Genomic DNA, 17,376 nt, shown 5'->3' with positions numbered 1-17,376 from the left:
TCGATGACGTGCACCTGATCCAACTGCTCGACCACAGTCGACGGTGAACAGACAAACGGCACCGACCCCAGGTGCTCCCCAAGCACCCTGCTCAGTTCGGCCAACCGCTCATCCACGCGTCCAACGTAGACGGCGGGTACGACAGTTCTCTCGAACGTACGTACGATTCGTGCGACTGTCGGCCCGTGACGATCTCCGCGTGTGAGGAGGGTTCCGGCGTCGCCTGTCCGCATGGAGGGCGAACCGCATTCGCTGCTACGGGGACTGCCCGTCGTGCGGACACGACCGGCGCGAGCACCCCGACGCGGAACTCGGCCCGGACTGTTGCGGCGGGTGCCGGTACGAGGCAGGCACGACGAGCGGGTCGATGGCGCGCCGGTTTGGCGAAGGCGTGGTCGGTACGGTGATCGGCATGCGTCATCCTGTCACCGCGGCCGATGTCGAGCTGTCCGTTGCGCTGTCCTCGGCGGCGATCCGCGGAGTGGCCGCTCCGGACTGGGGCGCCCACGCGGGCGCTCTGGAGTGGGACTGCTGGGAAACCGTGGAGCACGTGAGCGACGACCTGTTCGCGTACGCCGCTCAGCTGTGTCCGACCAACCCGCCGCTGAAGGGTTACGTGCCGTTCATGTCCGGACCGCAGCGCCCGGGCGGCCCGCGCAGCACGATCTTCGCGGACCGGGCTGCGGGGCCGGACGGTCTCCTGCAGGTGTTCGAGGCGAGCGGCGCGCTACTCGTGGCGATGGTCGCCACGTCGTCTCCGCAGCTTCGGGCGTACCACCCGATGGGGATCGCCGACCCCGAGGGCTTCGCCGCGATGGGTGTCGTCGAGGTCCTGGTCCATACCCACGATGTCACCCAGGGATTCGGTACCGGGTGGACGCCGCCGGCCGACCTGTGCGCTCGGGTACTCGGTCGACTGTTCCCCGACGCGCCTACCGGCGCCGACCCGTGGTCCACGCTGCTGTGGGCGACCGGCCGCGGCGAGTTACCCGGCCGCGCGGTCCTGAGCCGCTGGCGCTGGTACGCGGCGCCACACGACGAAATATAGGCTCATTCCAGTAGCAGGCAGAGACGTTCGAGTGCCGTCTCCCAAGGGCGGGCTTTGATCACCGGGATCCCGTACGACACCGCCTGCTCGGCCAGCCAGTCGCCGTAGCGGGCGCTCGCCTCCGCTCGACCGTGCTGCTGGCCGGCGTACGGCTCGCGCAGTCGGTAGTTGTGTACCAGTTGATCGACGTCGGGCTCGTGGACGAAGGCGGCCCGGACCAGGTCGGGCAGCGGACCGGGCAGCAGGTAGTCGCCCTCGATGATGACCGGCGTGTCGCTCTGTACGTGGTTGGCGATCACCGCCTCCACCGCCGGTCGGAGCGCCCGCGCGAACTCGATCTGCAGGTCCACGATGCGGCCGGCGGGCAGCTGTGCGGCCTCCGGGTGGGTCAGCCAGTAGTGCAGCATCGGCTGCTGCTCGGGCGTGGTCATCGCCTGCAACGCCTCAACGAGATCGTCGACCTCGACGATGGGGCTGCCGTACCGGCGGGCGAGCGGGTAACTGAGCGAGCTCTTGCCGGTCCCTGAAGCGCCGCCGAGCAGCAGTACCCGCCAGTTCACCGTTCCTCCTTGATCGGGGCTTCCTTGATCGGGGCCTCCGGGGATCGGGGCCTCCGGGGATCGGGGCCTCCGGGGATCGGGGCCGTTCAGCATGACCGACGACACCTTGCGTAGATACCCTAGGGGGGTATCGTAGGATCGTCACCGACGCTTTCGACGAGGAGAGAACCACCATGGCGACGACCACCACGTACACCGTTTCCGGCATGACCTGCGGGCACTGCGTCAACGCGGTGACCTCCGAGATCAGCGAGCTTGCCGGGGTGACGGACGTGCAGGTCGACCTGGGCAGCGGCGCCGTCACGGTCACCAGCGACGCGCCGCTCGACGACGCCGCCGTGGTGGCCGCGGTCGACGAAGCCGGGTACGAGGTCGTGAGGTGAACAGATCGGGCGTGACCAGGCTGGTGGCGTACGCGCTCGGCCTGGTCGTGGTGTTCGCCGGAGCCGCCGGGCTCGGCAAGGTGATCTCGCCGGCCGCCGTCACGGCGGCCGGGCAACCCGCCGCCGCTCTGCCCGTGCCCGGTCACGAAGAAGCGACCGGGCACGGGCAGAGTGGAGAAACAGGCGGCGGCCACGGAGAAACAGCCGGCCACCTGCCGGGCGGCCTGCAGGTCAGCCAGGACGGGTACCGGCTCAAGCCGGTGACCACGACCCTCGCCGCCGGCGCCGCCACCGACTTCGCCTTCCAGATCCTCGGCCCGAATGGAGCGCCGGTCACCCGTTACACCCCGACCCACGAGCGCGACCTACACCTGATCGTGGTGCGCCGGGACCTCGCCGGGTTCCAGCACGTACACCCGACGCTCGGTACCGACGGCACCTGGCGGATCCCGCTCACGGTGGCCGCGCCCGGCCAGTATCGGATCTTCGCCGACTTCCGGCCGGCAGAGCGTACCCAGGCCCTGACCCTCGGCGTCGACGCGCCGGCGGCCGGAAGCTACACGCCGACCCCGCTGCCCGGCGCCGTTCGCACCACGACGGTCGACGGCTATACGGTCGAGTTGGCCGGAGACCTGATCGCCGGCCGGTCGAGCAAGGTGACGCTGCGGGTCAGCCGCGACGGGAAGCCGGTCACGGATCTCCAGCCGTACCTGGGCGCGTACGGGCACCTGGTCGCGCTGCGCGACGGCGACCTGGCCTACCTGCACGTTCACCCGGACGGTGAGCCCGGCGACGGCCGCACCGCGCCCGGACCGGACGTCACCTTCGTCGCGGAGGTGCCCAGCGGCGGGGCCTACCGGCTGTACCTGGACTTCCAGCACGCCGGCCGGGTGCACACCGCCGAGTTCACCGCCACGGCAGCCGAGGAGGACCGATGACGAGGCCGCTCGTGCAGGCGGGCAACCAGATCGAGCTTGTGATCGGCGGGATGACCTGCGCCTCCTGCGCCGCCCGCATCGAGAAGAAGCTCAACCGCATGGAGGGTGTGCGGGCCACGGTCAACTACGCCACCGAGAAGGCGAAGATCGTGTACCCGGACGGGGTGACCCCGGCGGACCTCATCGCGACCGTGGAGAAGACCGGGTACACCGCGGAGGTCCCGGCGAAGCCGGCCGAGGCCGCGGCGCCCGTCGACGAGCTGGCCTCCCTGCGTACCCGGTTGTGGGTCTGCCTGGTCCTGACGGTGCCGGTGATCGCCTTGTCGATGGTGCCCGCCTGGCAGTTCACCAACTGGCAGTGGCTGGCGCTGGCGCTGGCCGGGCCGGTCGTCGCGTACGGGGGAGCGCCGTTCCACCGGGCGGCCGCCGTCAACCTGCGCCACGGCGCGGCGACCATGGACACCCTGATCTCACTGGGCACCCTCGCGGCGTTCGGCTGGTCGCTGTGGGCGCTGTTCTTCGGTACCGCCGGGATGCCCGGCATGCGGCACCCGTTCAGCTTCGGCATCACCCGGGGCGACGGCGGAGGGAGCCTGTACCTCGAGGCCGCCGCCGGGGTGACACTCTTCCTGCTCGCCGGGCGCTACTTCGAGGCCCGGTCCAAGCGGCGGGCCGGCGCGGCCCTGCGCGCGCTGCTCGAACTCGGGGCCAAGGACGTCGCCGTCCTGCGTAACGGGGTCGAGGCGCGCATCCCCGTCGAGCAGTTGGCGGCGGGGGACCGGTTCGTCGTCCGGCCGGGAGAGAAGATCGCAACCGACGGCGTCGTGGAGGAGGGGACCTCCGCGGTCGACGTCTCCGTGGTCACGGGCGAGTCCGTACCGGTGGAGGTCGCGCCGGGCGACGCCGTCGTCGGCGCCACCGTCAACGCCGGCGGGCGCCTGGTCGTACGCGCCACCCGGGTCGGCGCGGACACCCAGTTGGCGCAGATGGCCCGGCTCGTCGAGGACGCCCAGAACGGCAAGGCAGCCGTCCAGCGACTGGCCGACCGGATCTCGGGGGTCTTCGTACCCGTCGTGATCGCGCTCGCCGTCGGAACCCTCGGCTTCTGGCTCGGCGCCGGCGGTGGGGCCACGGCGGCGTTCACCGCCGCGGTGGCCGTACTGATCATCGCCTGCCCGTGCGCGCTGGGCCTGGCCACCCCGACCGCGCTCCTGGTCGGCACCGGCCGCGGCGCCCAGCTCGGCATCCTGATCAAGGGCCCGGAGGTACTGGAGTCCACCCGACGGGTCGACACCGTCGTCCTCGACAAGACCGGCACCGTGACCACCGGCCGGATGAGCCTGCACGACGTGGTCACGGCGGACGGTGACCACGAGACCGAGGTGCTCAGGGTCGCCGGAGCGCTGGAGTCGGCGTCCGAGCACCCCATCGCGAAGGCGATCGCCGAGGCGGCCGCCGACCGGCTCGGCGCGCTGCCGGCGGTCGACGGGTTCGCCAACGTCGAGGGGCTGGGCGTCACCGGTACGGTCGACGGCCGTCAGGCGGTCATCGGGCGGCTGCGCCTGTTGGAGGGGCGGGGCCTGCTGGAGCGGGACGGCCTGGACGTGCCGGACGAGCTGCGCCGCGCGGCGGCCGAGGTCGAGGCGGTCGGCCGTACCGCCGTCGTGGTCGGCTGGGACGGCCGGGCACGCGGGGTGCTCGCGGTGGCCGACACGGTGAAGCCGACCAGCCGGGAGGCGATCGCGCGGCTGCGTGAACTCGGCCTGACCCCGGTGCTGCTGACCGGCGACAACGCCACCGTGGCGCGGGCGGTCGCGGTCGAGGTCGGTATCACCGGCGATGGCATCACGCAGAATGCGCCCGGCGGCGCGGGCACCGCCGGGCAGATCATCGCCGGGCAGATCATCGCCGAGGTGCTGCCGGCCGACAAGGTCGACGTGGTCAAGCGGCTGCAGGCCGAGGGGCGGGTCGTGGCGATGGTGGGCGACGGGGTCAACGACGCGGCGGCGCTCGCTCAGGCCGACCTCGGGCTGGCCATGGGTACCGGTACGGACGTGGCGATCGAGGCGTCGGACCTGACCCTGGTCCGGGGCGACCTGCTGGCCGCCGCCGACGCGATCCGACTGTCCCGGCGCACCCTGCGGACCATCAAGGGCAACCTGTTCTGGGCCTTCGCCTACAACGTCGCGGCCCTGCCGCTCGCCGCGGCCGGCCTGCTCAACCCGATGATCGCGGGTGCGGCGATGGCCTTCTCGTCGGTGTTCGTGGTCTCCAACAGTCTGCGGCTACGCGGCTTCCGGCCGGTGGCACGGCCGTAAGAGCCGTGCGGGCCGGGTGGTGCGCGCGGAGGTTCAGCCGCGCTTCATCAGCCGGCCCACGGCGGCCATCATCTCGTCGGCCATCTCCTGGCTACGGCCCTCTTCGGCGCCGGCCTTCATGCAGTGGCGGGCGTGGTCGTCGAGCAGGCCCAGCGCGACCTTGTCCAGCGCGGCCTGGGCGGCGCTGATCTGGGTCAGGACGTCGATGCAGTACCGGTCCTCTTCGACCATCCGCTCGACGCCGCGGACCTGGCCCTCGATGCGGCGCAGCCGGCTCAGCAACTGGTCCTTGGTGGCGGTGTAGCCGCGGCTGGGTGTGGTCACGAACCAATGGTAGCGGAACCCCCAGGGGGTATCGGATCTGCGGCGCTGCCGGGTTCGCGGCCGGGCTTGCGGTCGGGCTTGCGGTCGGGCTTGCGGTCGGGCTTGCGGTCGGGCTTGTGGTCGGGCTTGTGGTCCGGCGCCGGACGAGCGGGGGGCCGCGGGGAGCCGCGCCGCAGGTACAGCGTGAGGATCACGGCGAGCCAGCAGCCGCCGAGCGCGTACCCGCCGAGGACGTCGGTCAGCCAGTGCGCGCCCAGGTAGACCCGGGACGCCCCGACCAGCAGTACCACCAGGGCGGCGGTCGACAGCATCCAGGCGCGGGCGCGGGCGGACCGGCCGCCTAGAAGAACCACGGCGAGCATGCCCCAGGCGACGATGGCCTGGGTGGCGTGCCCCGACGGGAACGCCTGGCCGCCGGCGGGGGTGATCAACTCGGCCACGGGTGGGCGGGGGCGGTTGACGAGTTGCTTGCCGAGCTTGTAGAGCACGACCGCGCCGAGGAACGCCGACCAGAGGTACCGGACCTCCCGCAGCCGCCGCCTCCATAGCAACGCCACCGTCACGATCAGGTACAGCGGAACCAGGACGACGCTGGAGCCGAGCCAGGTGACGCTGCCCATGATCAGCGTCAGCCAGCCGGTCCGGTGCGCGAGGACGAAGGCCTGTACCCGCGGGTCGAGGCGGGCCAGGTCCTCGTCGGCCAGGACGTCGGCGGTCAGGCCGCCGAACATCCACGCGCACAGCGCGGCGAGTACGAGCGTCACGGTCAGCCGGAGCCCGTCCGGGGACCTCGGGTCCAGCCGGCGACGCAGCCACCCGAGCTGGGCCGGGAAGCGACGGCGGACCGCACTGGCCGGAGCGGTGGCCGCGAGGCGGTCGGCAATCGTGTACAGCCGCGCGGGGTGCCGCCGAGCGACCCTGGTCAGCAGACTCAGCGCGAAGCCGAGCGCCAGCAGCGCGAGCGCCACCAGGCCGACGCGGCTGGCCAGGTGCGCGGCCCGCTGCCAGCTCGCGCCCGCGAGGTAGCCCATCAGCACCATCGCGGTCGCCCAGAGCGCACCGCCGGCGATGTTGTAGCAGGCGAAGGTGGTGTACCGCATCCGGGCCATCCCCGCCAGCCCGGGGATCATGACGCGCAGCGCGGCCGTGCAACGACCGAAGAACACGGCCTTGCCGCCCCGTTCGGCGAGGTACCGCTCGGCCCGGTCGAGGTGCTCGCGCCGTACGAACCGGGCGAGGCGGCCCGTCAGCAGGCGCCGGCCGTACCGGCGTCCGACCACGTACCCGATGGTGTCGCCGAGGATCGCGCCGGAGATCGCCGCGGTGAGGACGGCGGCGAGGCTGACCCGATGGTGGAAGGCGAGGACCCCGCCGAGCAGCACGGCGATCTCGCCGGGGAACGCGAAGCCGACGAAGGCCGACGCCTCCAGCAGCGGCAGCGCAAACACGACGGCCAGCGCGAGCCACCCGTGCAGGCCGAGAATGTATCGGGCGACGGTGTCCGTCATGCGCCTGCCTCCGGATCGGTTCCGTGTACCACTCTTCCACGCCGTCGATCGGTGCCGCCGTACATCCGGACGTCTGGCCGGCATCGGTCGGCGGTGGCAGGGTACGAGACAACAGGTCTTTTAACTACAGGTGACCGACTCCTGACAGCAGTGGACGGGCACCAGCCGGCGGGCGGTCCCGCTCGATAGGGAGGGCGCCATGCGCGCGATTCTCGTCGAACAGTTCGGCGGTCCGGACGTGCTGCGGGTACGGGAGGTGCCGCTGCCCCAGCCCAGCTCCGGCGAGGTACTGGTACGGGTCACGTCGGCCGGGGTGGGGCCCTGGGACGTCGCCGCGCGGCAGGGCCGGCTGAGTAGGGAACTGCCCTACATCCCGGGGTTCGAGTGCGCCGGCACGATCGTCGGCAGGAGCGGGGACGACGCCGGGTTCCACGACGGCGAGCCGGTGTACGGGTACATCGGCTTCGGGGGCGCCTATGCCGACTACGCCGCCTGCCGGCCGGAGCGGCTGGCTCCGATACCGATGGCGCTGGCGCTGTGGGAGGCGGGCGCCGCGCCCGTCGACCTGCTGACCGCCGACGCCGGTATCGAGGACGCTCTCGGCGTGCGGCGCGGGCAGACCGTGCTCGTGACCGCGGCCGCCGGCGGGCTGGGGCACCTGGCCGCCCAGCTCGCGGTGCACGCCGGGGCGACCGTCATCGGCACGGCCGGCCGCGACCACCACGACTTCGTGCACAAGCTGGGTGTCGGCGAGGTGGTCGACCACTACGACCCGGAGTGGCCGCAGCGGGTACGTGATCTCGTCCCCGGCGGTGTCGACGCCGCCCTGTCCTGCGTGGCGGCCACCACGGACGGCGCGATCGCCGTGACCCGGGACGGCGGGGTCGTCGCCACCCCGAACCCCGGTGGTGAGGTGCCGGCCGGGCGCCGGGTGCAGCTCCTGCGGTACCAGGGCCCGATGGACGGCCGCCGGCTGGCCCGGCTGGCCAAGGTCCTCGACGACGGCGCGGTCGCCGTGATCATCTCCACCCGCTTCGACCTGGAAGACGCGCCCGACGCGCACAGCCAGGTGGAGCAGGGACACACCAAAGGGAAGATCGTCCTGAGCGTCAACGAGGACTGAGGCCGGCTGCCTCGGCGGCATCGCCGGATCCCTCAGGCGGCATCGCCGGATCCCTCAGGCGGCATCACCGGATTCCTCAGCTGGCGCAATCCCTCAGGTGGGGCAGCGGGCCGCCGATGGCCTGGCATGAGCCTCACGACACCCGCGCTCGGCACCGACGTGCCGGTGGATTGGGATCGGGCCCTGGCCGCCGTCGTGGCCGGCGCCGACCAGCCGACGCTGGTGGCTCAGCCCATCATCGACCTGGCCAACTCCAGGATCGCCGGGTTCGAGACGCTGTCCCGGTTCAGCGGTGAACCGGAGGCGTCCCCGGACGTGTGGTTCGCCGAGGCCGATCGGTTGGGGTACGCGGCGGAGCTCACCGCCCGCGTGGTCCACCGGGCGCTGGCCCTGCGTACGACGCTGCCGCCGAACACGTTCCTCACGGTCAACGTCGAGCCGCACCTGGTGTCGCACCCGGTGGTCCGCGAGGCGCTGTACGCCGGCGGCGGCCTCGAGCGCATCGTGGTCGAACTCACCGAACACATCCAGGCGTCCGACGTGCGGGTGCTGCATGCCACGCTCGACGAGATCCGGGCCGCCGGCGGTCTGGTCGCCGTCGACGACGCCGGCACCGGGTACGCCGGCCTCGGCCAGTTGCTGTCCATCCGGCCGGACATCGTCAAGCTCGACCGGGAGCTCATCACCGGCATCGACAGCGATCCGACCCGCCGCGCCCTCGTACAGCTCCTCGGTGACCTCTCCGCGCGGATGGACTGCTGGCTGCTGGCCGAGGGGGTGGAGACGCTCGCCGAGCTGCAGACCCTCGCGTCGATGGAGGTGCCGCTCGTACAGGGCTGGCTGCTGGGTCGTCCCGCCGCGCCGTGGTCGGTGCTCGACCCCGGGGTGGTCGACCTCCTTCGCGGCTGCGCCCAGCGGGCGGAGTTCACCGAGTACGTGGCCCATCTCGTGCGGGACTGCGCGAAGGTGCAGTTGCCCGGTGTCACGACGGGGATGATCTGTGACGCGGCGCCGGGTAGTGCGGTCGTCGACGACGTGGGCCGCCCCGTGGGTGTGGTCATCGCCGATCCGCTCGGCACCCCGCGTCTCGCACCGGCGCTCGCCGTCGCACCGTCGTCGAAACCCGTCGACCTCATCCGCCGCGCCATGGCCCGACCCATCTGGCACCGGGGCACCCCGGTCGCCTGTACGGATTCCAGCGGCCGGCTGATCGGCCTCATCGACGTGTCCGAGCTCAGCGAGGCCGCGATCAGCGCGCTTAAGCATTGATCGGCGTTCCACCAGCAACCCCGTAAGGAGATCACCTTGAAGAAGTTCCGCTGCGGCGACATCATCCCCGGCTGCGACGCCAGCTACACCGGCGACGAGGCGAGCATCCTCGCCTCTTGTGCCGTTCACGCCACCAAAGACCACGGCCTGCCCGAGTTCTCGCCCGAGCTCGCCGCCCAGGTACGCGCCGCGATGGTCGACGTCGCGGACTGACCGCCGGTACCACCGTCGCCGCCCGCTACCCGAGCCGGGCCCACCTCAGCGGTGACCGTGCCTGAGGCCGTAGCCGGCCTCAGGCACGGTCGCGCGGTCGAACACCGTGTCGGTGCGGTGATCGACGCGGATGCCCGCCGTGAGGGTCAGCATCAGCATCGCGACCATCCCGAGTACGGGCAGCAGGCGCCGCCTGGGCGGCGCGGCCAGCAGGGCGCGCACCCGGTCCGGCACGTCGCCGCCGGACGCGGCCATCGCCGGTACCCGTTCCCGGGAGGTGATCAGGAGCGCGACCCGTGCGATGGTACGGGCGACGAGGGCCCGGTCGCCGACGGCGGCCGCGGCCTCCTCGTCGGCCCACCGCTCGACGGCGCGGCGGACCGCCCGCGCGCTGGGGCGTAGCAGCGGGTTGGCGCTGGCCGCCAGGTCGGCCGCCAGCACCCACCAGGCATGGTGATGCTCCAGGTGGGCCCGCTCGTGGGCGAGCAGCGCCCGCCTCTCGGCGGCCGACAGCGCCCGCAGCAGCCCGGTGGTCACGACGATCCGGCCGGACGGCAGGGGAGTGGCGAACGCGTCCGGCCGCTGGCTGTCGACGACCACCAGGCTGGCGTCGGTGGCCGGCAGGTGCCGGCAGTACCGCCGTACCGCGGCCATCGCCCTCGCGCGCCGCCACCCGGTCACGGCCAGCCGTACCACCGCGACGCCGACCAGCGCCGCGAAGGTGACCGCCGCCGCGAGCGGCACCGGGCTGCCGGACCGGAGCTTCGTAGCCGACCACGGCCCCAGCTCGGAGATCTCGGGCAGTTGCGCGATCCAGGGGGCGGCGAGCATGGCGATCATGACAACGCCGGAGCCCGCGATCACGACGGAGCCGGCGGTCAGCCCCACGGTCGCGGCGGCGGGCGGCAGCCGTCGGGACAGCCGGGGCGCGATCACCACGAACGCGATCCAGGCCACCACGGCGAGTAGTACCGCGGTGGTCACGACATCTCCGGTCGTGTGGCCATGCCTCACCCTATCCGGGACGGCCCGGACCGGATGGCCCCTGGCGTCCGGGCTCACGGTCCGCTCCGGTCTGTGCCGCGCAGCCCGGCCCTCATCGGCCGGCGGATGGTCGGCACCTACCATGTTGCGGTGCCCGACACTCCGGCCGATACCGGCTCCGCCCCACCGGCCGGCGCGGTGTCGCCGTTCCCGGCCGGGCTCGGGCGCCGCGCCCGCGTACCGTGGGCCGTGCTCGGCGTGATCTCCGTGGGCGGCGCCGCCGGGGCTCTGGCCCGGTACGGTCTCGGCCAGCTCGTGCCCGCGTCCGGTACCGGCTTCCCGTGGGTGACGTTCGCCGTCAACGTGTCCGGCTGCCTGCTCATCGGCGTACTGACGGCCCTGGTCAGCGACGTCTGGCCCGGCCGGCGGCTGCTGCGCCCGTTCCTGGGAACCGGACTGCTCGGCGGGTACACCACGTTCTCCACGTACGTCGTCGAGATCCAACGCCTGATCGGCGCGGGCTCCGTCGGCGTCGCCCTCACGTACCTCGCCGGCACCCTTCTCGCGGCGATCGCGGCGGTGCACGCTGGTATCACCGGCACGCGGGCGCTGGTACGGCGGGCCCGGCGGGCCGGTCGATCCCGGGAGGCCCGATGAAGCTCGAGGGTCCGGCGCTTCGCCTGACCATCTTCGTGGGCGAGGACGACCAGTGGCACCACCGGCCGGTGTACACCGAGATCGTGCACCGCGCCCACCGGGCCGGTCTGGCGGGCGCCAGCGTCATCCGCGGGGTGGAGGGGTACGGAGCGTCCTCCCGGATCCACACCAGCCGGCTGCTGTCCCTGTCGGAAGACCTCCCGGTCGCGATCATCATCGTCGACGCGGAGGAGCGGATCCGGGCGTTCCTGCCCCAGCTCGACGAGTTGGTCACCGAGGGCCTGGTGATCATCGACCCCGTCGAGGTGATCCGCTACGTCGGCCGGGAGCCGCTCGCCGGGTCCGCCGCGGGTCGGCACGAACCGGGTCCGGACGCGCCGGGTGGGGATGAACCGGGTCCGGACGCGCCGGGCCGGGCGGCGCCGTGACGCCGCTGCTCGTCGTGCTGGGCGCCGCGGTCGGCGCGCCGCTGCGCTACCTGGTCGACCGCGCCGTCCAGGCCCGCCACGACTCGCTGTTCCCCTGGGGGACCTTCGCGGTCAACGTCACCGGTTCGTTCCTGCTCGGGCTGCTCGCCGCGGCCACGCTGCGCACCCCGGGGCTGGTCATGGCGGCGCTCGGCACGGGCTTCTGCGGAGCGCTCACCACGTACTCGACCTTCGGGTACGAGACCGTCCAGCTCCTGCGGGAGCGGAGCCGCCTGGTCGCCGTGCTCAACGTCATCGCGAGCGTCGCGGCGGGTCTCGGGGCGGCCGTCGCCGGGGCCGCGCTGGCCCGATTGATCACCGGTTGAGCGCCGCTGCGCGCCGTCCGGCCTACGCCAGGCAGACCTACGCCAGGCAGAACCGACAGGATCCGCCGGATTGGAGCGTCCACCGGGGATGGGTCAGGATGACCGGATGAAGTGGACGCGCGCCGTACACCACGTCGAGACGCTCGCGCAGAGTTGCGCCGACATGGCGACCCGGCCGTCGTCGATCTTTCCCCTGCGGGTGACCCGGTTGTGGGCGGTCGGGGACCTCCTCGGGCCGGCGCGGGATCTGGAGAGCGTCACGGTCGCACTGAGCGTCGACCTACCGGTGGACGAGGTTCCGTGGTGGAGTGAGCCGCGCGGCGCCCAGCACTGGGCGAACGCCACCAAGCTGGCCAAGAACCCGATCGTGCCCTGGTGGCGGTCTGCCCACGCCCTGGTGTGGAACCACCGCATCGACCGACCGGTCCTGCTCTGGGACGAAGCCGACGGGGTCAGGACCGACGCCCTGGAGGCGCTGCGCGACGGGCGAGGAGAGTCCGTACGCCCCGATGCCCCGGCCCCGGATGAGCTGCGGGCACGCCTGAAGGACGAGTTGGGGGTCAGCCTCCGCGCACTGCGGGGGCAGACCAGGGAGTACGACGACCGGCGCTGGAGCCCCGGCAAGCTGGAGCCCGTCGCGGACGCACTGTGGCGGGCCAGCGACGGCTACCTCGACGTGCTCGACGCGGTGGAGCGTTCGTAGCGCAGACGTGCAACCAACCAGAGGGTCCGCTCCGTGTCTAGGACGACTGACGACGGAGGGACCCGAGAGATGGCGCTACGCCGCGGTTCGCCCGGTGGCGAACTCGACCGCGACGGCGAGTTCACCGAGTACTACGCGGCACGCGGGGCGAGTCTGCGCGCGGCGGCCTACCTGCTGTGCGGCGACTGGCACCTGGCCGAAGACCTGGTACAGACGGCGCTGGCGAAGCTGTACCTGAACTGGAAGCGCATCACCAGGCACGACAGTCTGGACGCGTACGCGCGCCGGGTGGTGTTCCGTGCCTTCCTCGACCACAAGCGACGGCCGTGGCACCGGGAGCAGGTGACCGACGTTTCCACCGGCACGTTCGACGTCGCGGTGTCGGGCGCCTCGGTGTCGAACAGCGCGGTCTCGGACGGTGCGGTTGAGAACCGGCTGATGCTGCGACGGGCGCTGGAGCGGGTCCCGCCGCGGCAGCGCGCGGTGCTCGTGCTGCGGTTCTGGGAGGACCTCTCCGTCGACGAGACCGCGAGCATTCTCGGCTGCTCACCTGGGACGGTCAAGAGTCAGTGCGCGCGTGGACTTGAGACGCTGCGGGGGCAACTCGACGGTGCCCGGATGGACGGTGTCGTGATAGGACGAGCGACGAGGGGTGACCAACGATGAGCGAGATCAAGGTCGTGTTCGGGCAGCTTCTCGACGTGGCGGCACCGCCCCTGCCGCCCGTGGACGCCGTACTGATCCGGGTCCGGCGGGCGGCGCGACGCCGGAACGCGCTGCGGGCCGCTGTCGGAGCGGCCGTCGGTATTACGGTCGTCGGTCTGACCGCTGTCGCCGCGCTCGGCGGCGTGGCGGCGTACCGCATGCCTGGGGGAGACCGGGTGGGTGGCGCGGGGCCCACCGCCTCGAGTCGGACTCCCGGCCCGGCTGTGAGCCCGGCTCCGTCGACGAGCCCGGTGCCGGACCCGCCGATGATCGGGGGCTCGAAATCCGACCCCGGGTACGAACGGGCCGCGGCGCTCTACCGGGTCCTGCTCTCCGTCGTACCCGCGGGTTACTCGACTCCGGACACCGATCTCGCGCGAGTCCCGGACGGCAACGCCTATGTCCGAGGCGTGCAGGCGACCGAGCGCGACCCGGTCGTCGGCATGGAGTACTACGCCGGCTTCGACGTGTACCGGGACGGGCGGGGCGGCGCGTTGAGCGTGCACCTGGCGCCGCGAAGCGGGCCGGCGCCCACCGGGGACCTCTGCCAGCAGACGGTCGTCCACCAGGGTACGGACGAGAACTGCCAGGTGCTGAAGACAGCCGACGGCACCCGGGTACGGGTGTCGTGGCGGTCGATCTCCGGCCACGGCCGGATCTACTACGCCACGCGTTACTACGACGACGCAGAGGTCATGGTGCAGCAGTCGCAGACGTGCATCCTGTGGCCCAGCTATCAGATCCTGGCTTCGCCGGTCTTCTCCGAAGCGGCGTTGGCCGAGGTGGCCGCGAAGCCCGAGTTCAACGTGTTGTCCTCGAAGGACAGCCCCAAGGCGCGGTGAGCGGGACCCGGCCGGCCGTGGCCGCGCCGGCCGGGTCCGCTTCGGTCGCTTCCCCACGACCGGCGCGACCACCCCCCAGTCGCCGCGCATCGATATCGTACACATGTTCCATCGACGCGGCTGCGACCGACCGGTGAAGTGGCGCACAGGTCGGCCGCCGTCCGGGCGTAGGGCCGCCACCTGGGGAGCTACCGGGCGGTAAACGGACACTGCGTGCGACGGGCGGGGTTGGATTGTGGCCTACCGTGTCCGCTCGTGTCCGGTTGTGGGTGCGATGGCGGCGGGGAGGGCAGGTTGCAGGCAGGATGTCAGCGGCCGATTCCGTCGGTGTCGGGTAGGGGGCCCGGGCCTCACCCCTTCATCCATCGTCCCGGGCGGGTGGAGCCCTCGGCCCCGGGGCGGAGGGCTCGTCGTGTCCGACATTGACGATCATTTGGCACGGACCATGGACCTGCCCGGCGCGGTCGGCGCGAGCCTGGTCGACTGCGCCACCGGCCTGGCACTCGGTAGCGCCGGGGCCGTGCCGGGCGGCGACGGGGAAGCCGCGGCCGCCGGCGCGGCCGAGGTCCTGTACGTCGCCTCGGGTCGGGCGCCATTCGCCTCCGCCCGGCCGAACGACGCCATCGAGGATCTCATCATCACCACCGCCAGCGGCTACCACCTGCTGCGGACCGTGCCGGTCGCGTTCGGCGGCCAACTGGCCCTCTGCCTCTGGCTCGACCGCCCGGACGGCAACCTCGCGATGGCCAGACGGCGACTCGCCGAGATCGCTGACGACCTGGTGCGGCCGCGCCCCGACGCGCCGGTGGGGTCCGCTGCGTAGGCGGTCCTCGTACGCCACGGTGCTGCCGGCGCCGTCTCCTGTCCAACCACCCCTTCCGTGAGGAGTCATGTCGGAAACCGGCCGTCAGCCCGAGATCGCCCAGCCCAGCCGTTTGCTGTCGCAGCTGGCAGACGCCGGTGAGACGGGGACGCTGTACGTGGACGGCGGTTCGAGTGGCACGGTGCACCTGATCGACGGCCGGGTGAGTTGCGTCGAGTCCCCGGCCGCGCCGGGCGTCGGCGCGCTGCTCACCACGTCCGGTCGGCTGGCTGAGCACACCTGGCAGGCGGCGGTTCAGACCGGGGCCGCCGGCCACCGGGTCGGCCGGCTCCTGGTGGAGCAGGGCCATCTCATGCAGAGCGAGCTGGAACTCTGCGTGCTGGGAGCGATCTACGATGCGGCGTTCTTCGTACTGACCACGGCCGCCACATCCGTGCGCTTCGCGCCCGGCGAGCTGCACTGGCTGGGCCGGGTCGTCGAGGTCGAGGTCGGGGCGCTGGAGCGCGAGACGAGCCGACGCGGCCGACGGCTCGACGAGATTTTCCCGGAGTCGTCGGTCGACCACGCCCCGGTCACGCCCGTCCCAACACCGCCGGTGCAACGAGTGGTGCTGACGGCCGCGCAGTGGGAGCTGGTGGTGCACGCCGACGGCAGGCGGACAGCAGCCGATCTGTCCCGTCTGCTCGGTCGCCCCGGATACGCGACCCTCCAGGAGGTGCGCCGGCTGTCCGCGGCAGGGCTGCTGCGCAACGCCGGTCCGCCGTCCTCCGGCGGGGACCGCGGCGCCGTCGATGCCCCTCCTGATGAGGGGGCCTCCGCGGTCGCCGACCCCGATCACGGTGTCACCGGCCCGGACCCGGTGGCCGAGGGCGAATCGCCGACCCGCACCAGGGCTGCGACGCGCCGTGAGGGTGGTCATCGGCGGCAGAGGGATCCGCAACCCAGCGGCCCCAACGGTGCCGGGCCGGTCGATGCCGTGCCGGACGACGCGCTTCTCGGTCGGCTCCGTGCCGCACTGAAGGCGCTGCGATGACCCGGGTCTCCGTCGCCCAGCATGCTGCCCTCGATGACGGCGGTCCGCACGGTCATGACCGCCCCAGAACCCGTGCAGACCTTTGACAGTGAAGGAGAACTCACCGTGAGCGCCAACCCAGCGGTACTGGCGGAGTTGGAGGACCTGCGCCGGCGCCTGCCTGAGCTTGTTGGCACCGTGCTCGCCAGCACCGACGGCCTGTTGCTGGCGCACGACGCGTGCGACCTCGAGCCCGACGGCATCGCCGCGCTCGTCGCGGCGCACTTCGCCCTGTCTCAACGCTTCGCCGACGTGGTGGGCCACGGTGAGCTGCGGGAGACGGTCATCGAGTGCGGGAACGGCTACCTGACCACGTACGCGGTGGGGCCGCACGCGGTGCTTGCGCTGGTGACCAGCCAGGAGGCCAACCTGGCCCGGGCACATTTGGAAGCGCGGCGTACCGCCGCCAAGGTCAGCGTCGTGCTCGTCGTGAGTCCACCGGCGTCTCCGGTGTCCAGGCCGGCCGCCTCGGCCTTCGTCACCCAGGCCGTGCCACCGCTGGCACGCCGGACGCCGATGGCCGCGCTTTCGGACCTCATCCCCTCACCCCGCGGCTGGCTGGAAACCCCGCAGCGTTGACCGATCCCGACGACTCGGCCGGTGGTACCACCGCCACCGGCCGTCGACCCGAGCGCGTCCGGCGAGAGCCGGGCACACCTCTCACCGGTGCGGCTGATGCCGCACCGGCGACCGGGCCCGCCGACACGGCGGGCCGCCACCCGAAATGAACTGGAGGACCCATGGCTGACATGGATACCGCTCTGAAGGACGCGATGCAGATCGAAGGTGCGATCGGCGTCGCGCTCGTCGACTACTCGAGCGGCATGGCGCTCGGCGTGGCCGGTGGCGGCAAGGATTTCGACCTGAATGTCGCCGCCGCCGGCAACACCGACGTGGTGCGGGCGAAGCTTCGCACGATGGAGATGCTCCACCTCAACGAGGTGATCGAGGACATCCTCATCACGCTGGACACCCAGTACCACCTGATCCGTCCGCTGACCGGCCGGTCGGGCAAGGGCCTGTTCCTGTACCTGGCACTGCGCAAGGACCGCGCCAACCTGGCACTGGCCCGGCACCACATGCGTCGCATCGAGGCAGAACTCGACGTCTGAG

21 protein-coding genes are annotated in these 17,376 nt (G+C 72.2%); 17 read left to right on the top strand and 4 right to left on the bottom strand.

What is annotated here, in order from left to right; all coding sequences use genetic code 11:
• Positions 1–412 precede the first annotated feature (412 nt).
• Complete coding sequence (locus Pme01_RS24335; protein ID WP_168113285.1) at positions 413–1,048, top strand: maleylpyruvate isomerase N-terminal domain-containing protein; 636 nt, start codon at positions 413–415, stop codon at positions 1,046–1,048.
• A gap of 2 nt (positions 1,049–1,050) precedes the next feature.
• Here the strand turns inward: Pme01_RS24335 and Pme01_RS24330 are convergent, their stop codons facing one another.
• Entirely contained in the window at positions 1,051–1,608 is a 558-nt protein-coding gene (locus Pme01_RS24330; protein ID WP_168113286.1) for a hypothetical protein, read from the bottom strand.
• Positions 1,609–1,781: 173 nt separating this feature from the next.
• On the opposite strand from Pme01_RS24330, the gene Pme01_RS24325 reads away from it, so the two are divergent.
• From Pme01_RS24325 to Pme01_RS24315, 3 genes are read left to right on the top strand one after another with little or no spacing between them, the layout of a single operon-like run.
• Positions 1,782–1,991, top strand: a complete 210-nt coding sequence (locus Pme01_RS24325; RefSeq protein ID WP_168113287.1) for a heavy-metal-associated domain-containing protein — start codon at positions 1,782–1,784, stop codon at positions 1,989–1,991.
• Positions 1,988–2,929 carry a DUF8832 domain-containing protein gene (locus tag Pme01_RS24320; protein ID WP_203935835.1) on the top strand — a complete coding sequence of 314 codons (942 nt, stop codon included), beginning with the start codon at positions 1,988–1,990 and terminating at the stop codon, positions 2,927–2,929. The genes Pme01_RS24325 and Pme01_RS24320 overlap by 4 nt, the downstream gene beginning before the upstream one ends.
• Positions 2,926–5,247 carry a heavy metal translocating P-type ATPase gene (locus Pme01_RS24315; protein ID WP_168113288.1) on the top strand — a complete coding sequence of 774 codons (2,322 nt, stop codon included), beginning with the start codon at positions 2,926–2,928 and terminating at the stop codon, positions 5,245–5,247. Before Pme01_RS24320 ends, Pme01_RS24315 begins: the two co-directional genes overlap by 4 nt.
• Positions 5,248–5,280: 33 nt before the next feature.
• On the opposite strand, the gene Pme01_RS24310 is transcribed toward Pme01_RS24315, so the two are convergent.
• On the bottom strand, positions 5,281–5,571 hold the full coding sequence (locus Pme01_RS24310; RefSeq protein ID WP_168113289.1) for a metal-sensitive transcriptional regulator: 291 nt from the start codon (positions 5,569–5,571) through the stop codon (positions 5,281–5,283).
• A complete protein-coding gene (locus tag Pme01_RS24305; RefSeq protein ID WP_168113290.1) occupies positions 5,568–7,079 on the bottom strand; it encodes a bifunctional DedA family/phosphatase PAP2 family protein in 1,512 nt (503 codons plus the stop codon). The genes Pme01_RS24310 and Pme01_RS24305 overlap by 4 nt, the downstream gene beginning before the upstream one ends.
• Before the next feature lie 199 nt (positions 7,080–7,278).
• On the opposite strand from Pme01_RS24305, the gene Pme01_RS24300 reads away from it, so the two are divergent.
• The 3 genes from Pme01_RS24300 (at position 7,279) to Pme01_RS24290 (ending at position 9,684) form a co-directional block, all read left to right on the top strand.
• Positions 7,279–8,202 (top strand): NADP-dependent oxidoreductase, encoded by a 924-nt coding sequence (locus Pme01_RS24300; protein WP_168113291.1) that lies wholly within the window; start codon positions 7,279–7,281, stop codon positions 8,200–8,202.
• Positions 8,203–8,328: 126 nt separating this feature from the next.
• Complete coding sequence (locus tag Pme01_RS24295; RefSeq protein WP_168113292.1) at positions 8,329–9,471, top strand: EAL domain-containing protein; 1,143 nt, start codon at positions 8,329–8,331, stop codon at positions 9,469–9,471.
• A gap of 36 nt (positions 9,472–9,507) precedes the next feature.
• Positions 9,508–9,684, top strand: coding sequence for a DUF1059 domain-containing protein (locus Pme01_RS24290; RefSeq protein ID WP_168113293.1), 177 nt, complete (start codon positions 9,508–9,510; stop codon positions 9,682–9,684).
• Between the two features lie 45 nt (positions 9,685–9,729).
• On the opposite strand, the gene Pme01_RS24285 is transcribed toward Pme01_RS24290, so the two are convergent.
• Complete coding sequence (locus tag Pme01_RS24285; protein WP_168113294.1) at positions 9,730–10,668, bottom strand: M56 family metallopeptidase; 939 nt, start codon at positions 10,666–10,668, stop codon at positions 9,730–9,732.
• A gap of 150 nt (positions 10,669–10,818) precedes the next feature.
• Between Pme01_RS24285 and Pme01_RS24280 the strand changes: the two genes are divergently transcribed.
• From Pme01_RS24280 to Pme01_RS24235, 10 genes are all read left to right on the top strand, one after another.
• Positions 10,819–11,325: a fluoride efflux transporter FluC gene (locus tag Pme01_RS24280; protein WP_239088432.1), complete on the top strand. Its 507-nt coding sequence runs from the start codon at positions 10,819–10,821 to the stop codon at positions 11,323–11,325.
• Positions 11,322–11,753 carry a DUF190 domain-containing protein gene (locus Pme01_RS24275; RefSeq protein WP_168113295.1) on the top strand — a complete coding sequence of 144 codons (432 nt, stop codon included), beginning with the start codon at positions 11,322–11,324 and terminating at the stop codon, positions 11,751–11,753. Before Pme01_RS24280 ends, Pme01_RS24275 begins: the two co-directional genes overlap by 4 nt.
• On the top strand, positions 11,750–12,118 hold the full coding sequence (gene crcB / locus Pme01_RS24270) for a fluoride efflux transporter CrcB (protein WP_168113296.1): 369 nt from the start codon (positions 11,750–11,752) through the stop codon (positions 12,116–12,118). The genes Pme01_RS24275 and crcB overlap by 4 nt, the downstream gene beginning before the upstream one ends.
• A gap of 106 nt (positions 12,119–12,224) precedes the next feature.
• On the top strand, positions 12,225–12,821 hold the full coding sequence (locus tag Pme01_RS24265; RefSeq protein ID WP_168113297.1) for a DUF7711 family protein: 597 nt from the start codon (positions 12,225–12,227) through the stop codon (positions 12,819–12,821).
• A gap of 69 nt (positions 12,822–12,890) precedes the next feature.
• The gene (locus Pme01_RS24260; protein WP_168113298.1) at positions 12,891–13,487 is read left to right on the top strand and encodes a SigE family RNA polymerase sigma factor; all 597 of its coding nucleotides are present in this window, start codon (positions 12,891–12,893) and stop codon (positions 13,485–13,487) included.
• Positions 13,484–14,368 (top strand): hypothetical protein, encoded by an 885-nt coding sequence (locus Pme01_RS24255; RefSeq protein ID WP_168113299.1) that lies wholly within the window; start codon positions 13,484–13,486, stop codon positions 14,366–14,368. Before Pme01_RS24260 ends, Pme01_RS24255 begins: the two co-directional genes overlap by 4 nt.
• A 412-nt stretch (positions 14,369–14,780) precedes the next feature.
• Positions 14,781–15,191: a hypothetical protein gene (locus Pme01_RS24250; protein WP_168113300.1), complete on the top strand. Its 411-nt coding sequence runs from the start codon at positions 14,781–14,783 to the stop codon at positions 15,189–15,191.
• Between the two features lie 67 nt (positions 15,192–15,258).
• On the top strand, positions 15,259–16,224 hold the full coding sequence (locus Pme01_RS24245) for a DUF4388 domain-containing protein (protein ID WP_168113301.1): 966 nt from the start codon (positions 15,259–15,261) through the stop codon (positions 16,222–16,224).
• Positions 16,225–16,329: 105 nt separating this feature from the next.
• The gene (locus Pme01_RS24240) at positions 16,330–16,842 is read left to right on the top strand and encodes a roadblock/LC7 domain-containing protein (protein ID WP_168113302.1); all 513 of its coding nucleotides are present in this window, start codon (positions 16,330–16,332) and stop codon (positions 16,840–16,842) included.
• A 161-nt stretch (positions 16,843–17,003) separates the two neighbouring features.
• Positions 17,004–17,375, top strand: coding sequence for a roadblock/LC7 domain-containing protein (locus Pme01_RS24235; RefSeq protein ID WP_168113303.1), 372 nt, complete (start codon positions 17,004–17,006; stop codon positions 17,373–17,375).
• Position 17,376 lies beyond the last annotated feature (1 nt).

Source organism: Planosporangium mesophilum, from assembly GCF_016863255.1.
Lineage (GTDB): Bacteria > Actinomycetota > Actinomycetes > Mycobacteriales > Micromonosporaceae > Planosporangium > Planosporangium mesophilum.
Note: the sequence above shows the minus strand (reverse complement) of the source record. Positions and strands in the feature narration are given on the sequence as shown.

What these genes read in the sequence shown, in the direction of transcription:
- Pme01_RS24265 (WP_168113297.1), top strand. Translation starts at nt 12,225, where the DNA reads ATGAAGTGGACGCGCGCCGTACACCACGTCGAGACGCTCGCGCAGAGT.
- Pme01_RS24315 (WP_168113288.1), top strand. Translation starts at nt 2,926, where the DNA reads ATGACGAGGCCGCTCGTGCAGGCGGGCAACCAGATCGAGCTTGTGATC.
- Pme01_RS24305 (WP_168113290.1), bottom strand. Translation starts at nt 7,079, where the DNA reads ATGACGGACACCGTCGCCCGATACATTCTCGGCCTGCACGGGTGGCTC.
- Pme01_RS24325 (WP_168113287.1), top strand. Translation starts at nt 1,782, where the DNA reads ATGGCGACGACCACCACGTACACCGTTTCCGGCATGACCTGCGGGCAC.
- Pme01_RS24235 (WP_168113303.1), top strand. Translation starts at nt 17,004, where the DNA reads ATGGCTGACATGGATACCGCTCTGAAGGACGCGATGCAGATCGAAGGT.
- Pme01_RS24295 (WP_168113292.1), top strand. Translation starts at nt 8,329, where the DNA reads ATGAGCCTCACGACACCCGCGCTCGGCACCGACGTGCCGGTGGATTGG.
- Pme01_RS24335 (WP_168113285.1), top strand. Translation starts at nt 413, where the DNA reads ATGCGTCATCCTGTCACCGCGGCCGATGTCGAGCTGTCCGTTGCGCTG.
- Pme01_RS24275 (WP_168113295.1), top strand. Translation starts at nt 11,322, where the DNA reads ATGAAGCTCGAGGGTCCGGCGCTTCGCCTGACCATCTTCGTGGGCGAG.
- Pme01_RS24255 (WP_168113299.1), top strand. Translation starts at nt 13,484, where the DNA reads ATGAGCGAGATCAAGGTCGTGTTCGGGCAGCTTCTCGACGTGGCGGCA.
- Pme01_RS24300 (WP_168113291.1), top strand. Translation starts at nt 7,279, where the DNA reads ATGCGCGCGATTCTCGTCGAACAGTTCGGCGGTCCGGACGTGCTGCGG.
- Pme01_RS24260 (WP_168113298.1), top strand. Translation starts at nt 12,891, where the DNA reads ATGGCGCTACGCCGCGGTTCGCCCGGTGGCGAACTCGACCGCGACGGC.
- Pme01_RS24245 (WP_168113301.1), top strand. Translation starts at nt 15,259, where the DNA reads ATGTCGGAAACCGGCCGTCAGCCCGAGATCGCCCAGCCCAGCCGTTTG.